A 5828-nucleotide genomic window follows, 5' to 3' on the forward strand; every position below is an offset into this window, starting at 1 on the left:
CCTAGTGTCGCGTGATTCTGTTGTGATTACTTCGAGTTGTTGGCGACGAGTTTCTTGACGTTGCGTTGGGCGAGGCGGACTTTGGCCAGGATCTCCTTGGTGGTGGCTGTCCAGGTGAAGGGTTTGGCGTTGGTGTTCCATGTGTCGATGTAGTTGCGGATCTGGGTGATCAGCGCGGCCACGCTGGGGAACGTGCCGCGCCGGATCGATTGACGGGTGATGATGCCGAACCAGATCTCGATCTGGTTGAGCCAGGACGATCCGACCGGCGTGAAGTGGAAGTGGACCTGGGGATTCGCCGCCAGCCAGTCCCTGACGTCCTCGGTGGTGTGGATGGAGAGGTTGTCGAGGACGACGTGGATCTCCTTGCCGCCGTGTGGCTTGATCGCGTTCTTGAGGAACGCGAGGAAGTTCTCGCCGTCTCTTACCGGCCGGCACTCGCCGACGACTTCGCCGGTGGCGACGTTCAGCGCGGCGAACAGGTTGGTGGTGCCGTGCCGGACATAGTCCGCGGTGCGTTTCTCGGTAGCGGCGAAGGTGACCGGGAGGACGGGCTGGGTGCGGTCCAGGGCCTGGATCTGGGTCTTCTCATCCACCGACAGCACCACCGCGCCGCCTGGCGGGGCCAAGTACAGTCCGATGACGTCGGCGACCTTCTCGGCGAACGCCGGATCCCTGGAGATCTTGAACGTGCCCGAACGGTGCGGCTGAAGGTTCTCCTCACGCCAGACACGGGCGATGTAGTGCCAGGACACCGAGATGCCCTCGGACCGTCTCAGATACGCCGCCAGGCTCCGAGTCGACCAATGCGACAGCCCCGTCTCCAACGGCGGGGACTTCCTCGTCAGCGCGATCACCCGGGCACGCGCCCTGGGCGGAACCTGCTCTCTTGGAGCACCACGCTTGTACTCCTCCAGACCGGCCAGGCCACGTTCGACATAACGCCTCTTCCACCGGTCGACCGTCGGACCCGACACCCCCGCCCACTCGGCGATGTCCTTCCGACGCCGCCCCTCGCCCGCCCACAACACGATCCGCGCCCGTAACGCCAACGCCGCCGGCACATCACGACTCGCCACCAACGCCCGCAACTCAGCGGTCTGTTCAGAAGAAAGCTCCACGCACCACCAACGAGATCGACCAGTTCAAGTCATGCAAACGGGATCACGCAACACTAGGGCGTCCGCCGCGGCCGGCTTTCGGGCCGCCACTAATGAACGAGAAGGGCTGGCTACGGGGGGAGGGGTCGCCTCCCGGATTGCCGTCCCGGTGACCGCTAACGTTGTTGCGGCTCGCGCTCGGCGCCAGGTGGGCGCGCGGATGATCGTTATGCAGGGCCGTACTGCCGTCACCGACTCGGGTAGCGCGCACCTGCTGCCGCGCCCCTAGTGTCGCGTGATTCTGTTGTGATTACTTCGAGTTGTTGGCGACGAGTTTCTTGACGTTGCGTTGGGCGAGGCGGACTTTGGCCAGGATCTCCTTGGTGGTGGCTGTCCAGGTGAAGGGTTTGGCGTTGGTGTTCCATGTGTCGATGTAGTTGCGGATCTGGGTGATCAGCGCGGCCACGCTGGGGAACGTGCCGCGCCGGATCGATTGACGGGTGATGATGCCGAACCAGATCTCGATCTGGTTGAGCCAGGACGATCCGACCGGCGTGAAGTGGAAGTGGACCTGGGGATTCGCCGCCAGCCAGTCCCTGACGTCCTCGGTGGTGTGGATGGAGAGGTTGTCGAGGACGACGTGGATCTCCTTGCCGCCGTGTGGCTTGATCGCGTTCTTGAGGAACGCGAGGAAGTTCTCGCCGTCTCTTACCGGCCGGCACTCGCCGACGACTTCGCCGGTGGCGACGTTCAGCGCGGCGAACAGGTTGGTGGTGCCGTGCCGGACATAGTCCGCGGTGCGTTTCTCGGTAGCGGCGAAGGTGACCGGGAGGACGGGCTGGGTGCGGTCCAGGGCCTGGATCTGGGTCTTCTCATCCACCGACAGCACCACCGCGCCGCCTGGCGGGGCCAAGTACAGTCCGATGACGTCGGCGACCTTCTCGGCGAACGCCGGATCCCTGGAGATCTTGAACGTGCCCGAACGGTGCGGCTGAAGGTTCTCCTCACGCCAGACACGGGCGATGTAGTGCCAGGACACCGAGATGCCCTCGGACCGTCTCAGATACGCCGCCAGGCTCCGAGTCGACCAATGCGACAGCCCCGTCTCCAACGGCGGGGACTTCCTCGTCAGCGCGATCACCCGGGCACGCGCCCTGGGCGGAACCTGCTCTCTTGGAGCACCACGCTTGTACTCCTCCAGACCGGCCAGGCCACGTTCGACATAACGCCTCTTCCACCGGTCGACCGTCGGACCCGACACCCCCGCCCACTCGGCGATGTCCTTCCGACGCCGCCCCTCGCCCGCCCACAACACGATCCGCGCCCGTAACGCCAACGCCGCCGGCACATCACGACTCGCCACCAACGCCCGCAACTCAGCGGTCTGTTCAGAAGAAAGCTCCACGCACCACCAACGAGATCGACCAGTTCAAGTCATGCAAACGGGATCACGCAACACTAGTTGCGGTACGCGTAATCGGTACGCGCCGCGTTTATAAGCTCTTGTTCTAACGTTTAGTTGCTGCCGGATCCTGCCGGGGGTCGGGCCAGCGATCACGCCGAGGGCTCGCCGCTAGAGGACCAAAAATCCTTGAAAAATCGGGTGCGTTCACCCCAAAGAGTGGGCCAGATTTGATATCGTTATTTCTGTCGAGATCGGTTGGCCCCGAATTCGACGCGAATCACACATCCGCCGAAAGGGGAGAAATTCCGATGAATTCCAAGTCCACTACCGGCACCGGCCGGGTCGGCAGGGACTGGGAGGTCAGCGCTGATGCGATGCGCTGGACCCCGCAGTCACCTGCTACGCCCCAGGCGGCGCGCGGCGCCGACTGCGACCGGGAGGTCGTGCACGGGTACAGCAGGGCGGATGCCCTGGCGGACGGCGTGTTGGTGGCCATTGATGGGGAGTTGGCGCGGCAGGCCGGTCTTTGGCTGCCGGTGGCGTTGACGACCGCCGCGTACGGCGACTGCGTGGCCTGGAGCGAGGAGGACAACAAGCGCAAGGGGACGTGTCAGGACGAGGCCGGGCGGCTGTGGGACGTGCTGCACATGGTCCGCTTCGCCGTGCTCCGCGCCCGGAGTGGCGGCGGTCGGCGTTGTCTGGTCGAGCTGTACCGGGTTCCGCGCGCCGGGCGGTCCAGGGTGGCTCGCCGCACGGTGCTGGCCATGGAGATCGGGCCCGGAGACTCGGGTGAGCCGGTGCTGACCGTCATGCTGCCCGACGAGGACTGACGAGGTCTGAAGCCCTCTCAAGGTGTGGGGGGCGGCAGTTGGCCCTGCCGCCCCCCGCACCGGCGAACCACCCCCCACTCATCAGCAAGGAAGGAACATCGTGATGGGAAGCACCACGACGCAGAAGAAGGGCCCAGGGAGGGCCGCTGACGGCAGGCGACCGGCGAAGAAGGCGGTCGCGTCGAGGACGGTTGCTCGGCGACGGGCGGCTGCGAAGGTGACGAGCGAGGCGGCGGCCGTCGCGGCGGAGCCGGTGCGCCGCGATGTCGGGCGCCTGGAGTATCTGGATCCGCACGAGTTGGTGATCGACCCGTTCAACCACCGCAAGAAGCGGCGGTCGGGGGACGACACCAGGCCGGACCGGAAGCTGGTCGCGAGCGTCAAGGCGATGGGCGTGCAGGTGCCGCTCCTGGTCCGTCCCCAGGCCGATGGCGCCACGCTCGGCGTGATCTGGGGGCAGCGCCGGCTGGGTGCCGCCCTCCTCGCGGCGGCGGAGGCGAAGGCGAAGAAGCAGCCGTACACGCTCGTCCCCTGCCTGGTGCGGGACGACCTCACCGGGGCGGACGACGAGGCGTTGGTGGCCAGCATGGTGGAGAACGTTCACCGCGTGGCTGCCAGCGAGCGCGATGACGTCGAGGCCCTGACGCAGCTCGCGCTCATGGATCTCGACGACGGCAAGCGCGAGCGTCACGCGAAGGCGTTGGGGTACCGGCCGGCGGAGATCCGCATGGCGAACCGGGCGGCCAAGCTGAGCGACGAGGACCTGTCGTCGGTCATCGCGGCGACGTTCGATCTGGTCGAGGCGGCCGACTACGCGGAGGTCTCCGACGTACCCGGCGCCCTGGACGCCCTGTCGCGGGCCAAGGAGCTGGATCGGGAGCAGGGGAAGCGGCGCGGCCACTGGGCGCACGCCCTGCAGCGCCTTCGGCAGGCGAAGGCCGACGCCGCCAAGCGCGGGACGGCGGAGAGCGAGTTGACCGCCGCCGGCGTGCGGGTCGTCGCCTACCGGTACTCGTGGACGTACGGTGACGCCCGACCGCTGACGGACCTCCGCACGGCCCTGGACAACCCGATCACGGCCGAGCACCACGCTGCCGACTGCCCCGGGCACGCCGCCGCGCTGCACCCGGAGACCCACGAGCCGGTGTACCTGTGCCTGGCCTGGCAGAAGCACCGGCACCAGCTCAGCACCCAGGCTGCTCCGGCGGGGAACGGCCAGACGGTCGACCGTGCGGCGGAGGCGGCCAAGCGTCGGCGGACCATCGCCTACAACAAGGCGTGGCGGGCCGCCCGGGAGGTCCGGTTCGCGTTCATCACCGAACTGTGCGGCCGGAAGTCGGCCTCGGATGCCGCCTGGACGGTGGTCCTGTCCCTGATCAGCGGCGTCGGCTACGTGTACTCGCACTTCGCCGGCCGGCACCGCACGGACCTGACGGCGCGCTTCCTCGGCGTCCCCGACCCGCAGGCAGAGCGGGGATCATCCGACCCGTTCGGCCCGCTCATCGCCCGCACCGGGAAGGCCCGCCGCTGGCGCCTGCTGCTCGCCCACACCGCCGCCGCGATCGAGAGCGAGGTCATGCACGACCACGCCTGGCGAAGCCCCGGTGACGAGCTCCGGTCCTGGCTGCGCTTCCTCGCCACCGAGGGCTACACCCTCAGCGACATCGAACAGGAGATGTGTTGCGGGATGAGCGAGACCGCTCCGGCCTCAGCACCCACCGCGGAGGAGACCGCCGCCGGCTCCTAGCCGACGGTCGACGGAACGGCGGCCGTCCGCCACGAGGACGGACCCCGGTGAAGGGGCTGGCCCGGCCGCCGTTCCTAGCGAACCACGCACCCAACCCGTGAGGGAAGGCACGCAGAAACCCCAGTCTATCGACCCTCTTCGGCCCTGAAGTCGTCAGCGACACGACGGCGAAACGCCCACCGAAGTGAGTCAAGATTGGTAAAATTATCTATGTCGAGTTCCGGTTGGCCCCGGGCCCGACGCGAACCACCCACCAACCCGAAAGGGCACCACAATGACGGACCACCTTCGCCTCGTCACCGACTCCGACGACCAGCCCCTCGACACCGCCCCCGGCTGCTACACGAAGCAGGAGCTGCACGACGCGACCGCGCTCCTGCTCGAGCACCTGCAGCAGGTCGCCGAGGAGACCGGTCTGCCCATGGGCGACTTCATCGAGTCGGACGTCTTCGGCCTGCACACCCTGGCGTACATCGTGACGCTGCGGCACACCGACGACCGCGTGCACGAGCGCGCCAACGGGCTGTTCTTCCGCCTGCTTCACCGCACCACCGCGCATCGCGACCTGGCCCTGGGCGCGCTCGGCCACGTCTACCGCCACGCGGAACACGAGCGCCCCTCGCTGCACGTCGTCGAGTCCTGACCGCCCCGGGGTGGCCCCGCCCAGGGCGGGGCCACCCCGGGCAACCGCGTCATCCGAACGACCGCTCGAAGGACTCGTCATGCACCACCCCGCCCCCGAGGCC

General features: G+C 67.6%; 5 protein-coding genes. 3 read left to right on the forward strand and 2 right to left on the reverse strand.

What is annotated here, in order from left to right; genetic code table 11:
- Nucleotides 1–26: 26 nt before the first annotated feature.
- Both E1265_RS32570 and E1265_RS32575 read right to left on the reverse strand, forming a co-directional pair.
- Nucleotides 27–1121 carry an IS630 family transposase gene (locus tag E1265_RS32570; protein WP_132934563.1) on the reverse strand — a complete coding sequence of 365 codons (1095 nt, stop codon included), beginning with the start codon at nucleotides 1119–1121 and terminating at the stop codon, nucleotides 27–29.
- Between the two features lie 289 nt (nucleotides 1122–1410).
- Nucleotides 1411–2505 carry an IS630 family transposase gene (locus E1265_RS32575; RefSeq protein WP_132934563.1) on the reverse strand — a complete coding sequence of 365 codons (1095 nt, stop codon included), beginning with the start codon at nucleotides 2503–2505 and terminating at the stop codon, nucleotides 1411–1413.
- A 308-nt stretch (nucleotides 2506–2813) separates the two neighbouring features.
- Here E1265_RS32575 and E1265_RS32580 point away from each other — a divergent pair, with 308 nt between their 5' ends.
- The 3 genes from E1265_RS32580 to E1265_RS32590 all read left to right on the forward strand — a co-directional run bounded on the left by E1265_RS32580 (nucleotide 2814) and on the right by E1265_RS32590 (nucleotide 5725).
- Nucleotides 2814–3335, forward strand: a complete 522-nt coding sequence (locus E1265_RS32580) for a DUF6573 family protein (RefSeq protein WP_207931297.1) — start codon at nucleotides 2814–2816, stop codon at nucleotides 3333–3335.
- A gap of 217 nt (nucleotides 3336–3552) precedes the next feature.
- On the forward strand, nucleotides 3553–5082 hold the full coding sequence (locus E1265_RS32585) for a ParB/RepB/Spo0J family partition protein (RefSeq protein WP_165953959.1): 1530 nt from the start codon (nucleotides 3553–3555) through the stop codon (nucleotides 5080–5082).
- Between the two features lie 274 nt (nucleotides 5083–5356).
- Nucleotides 5357–5725: a hypothetical protein gene (locus E1265_RS32590; protein WP_132934565.1), complete on the forward strand. Its 369-nt coding sequence runs from the start codon at nucleotides 5357–5359 to the stop codon at nucleotides 5723–5725.
- Nucleotides 5726–5828 lie beyond the last annotated feature (103 nt).

The sequence above is a fragment of the Streptomyces sp. 8K308 genome (assembly GCF_004348315.1).
Lineage (GTDB): Bacteria > Actinomycetota > Actinomycetes > Streptomycetales > Streptomycetaceae > Streptomyces.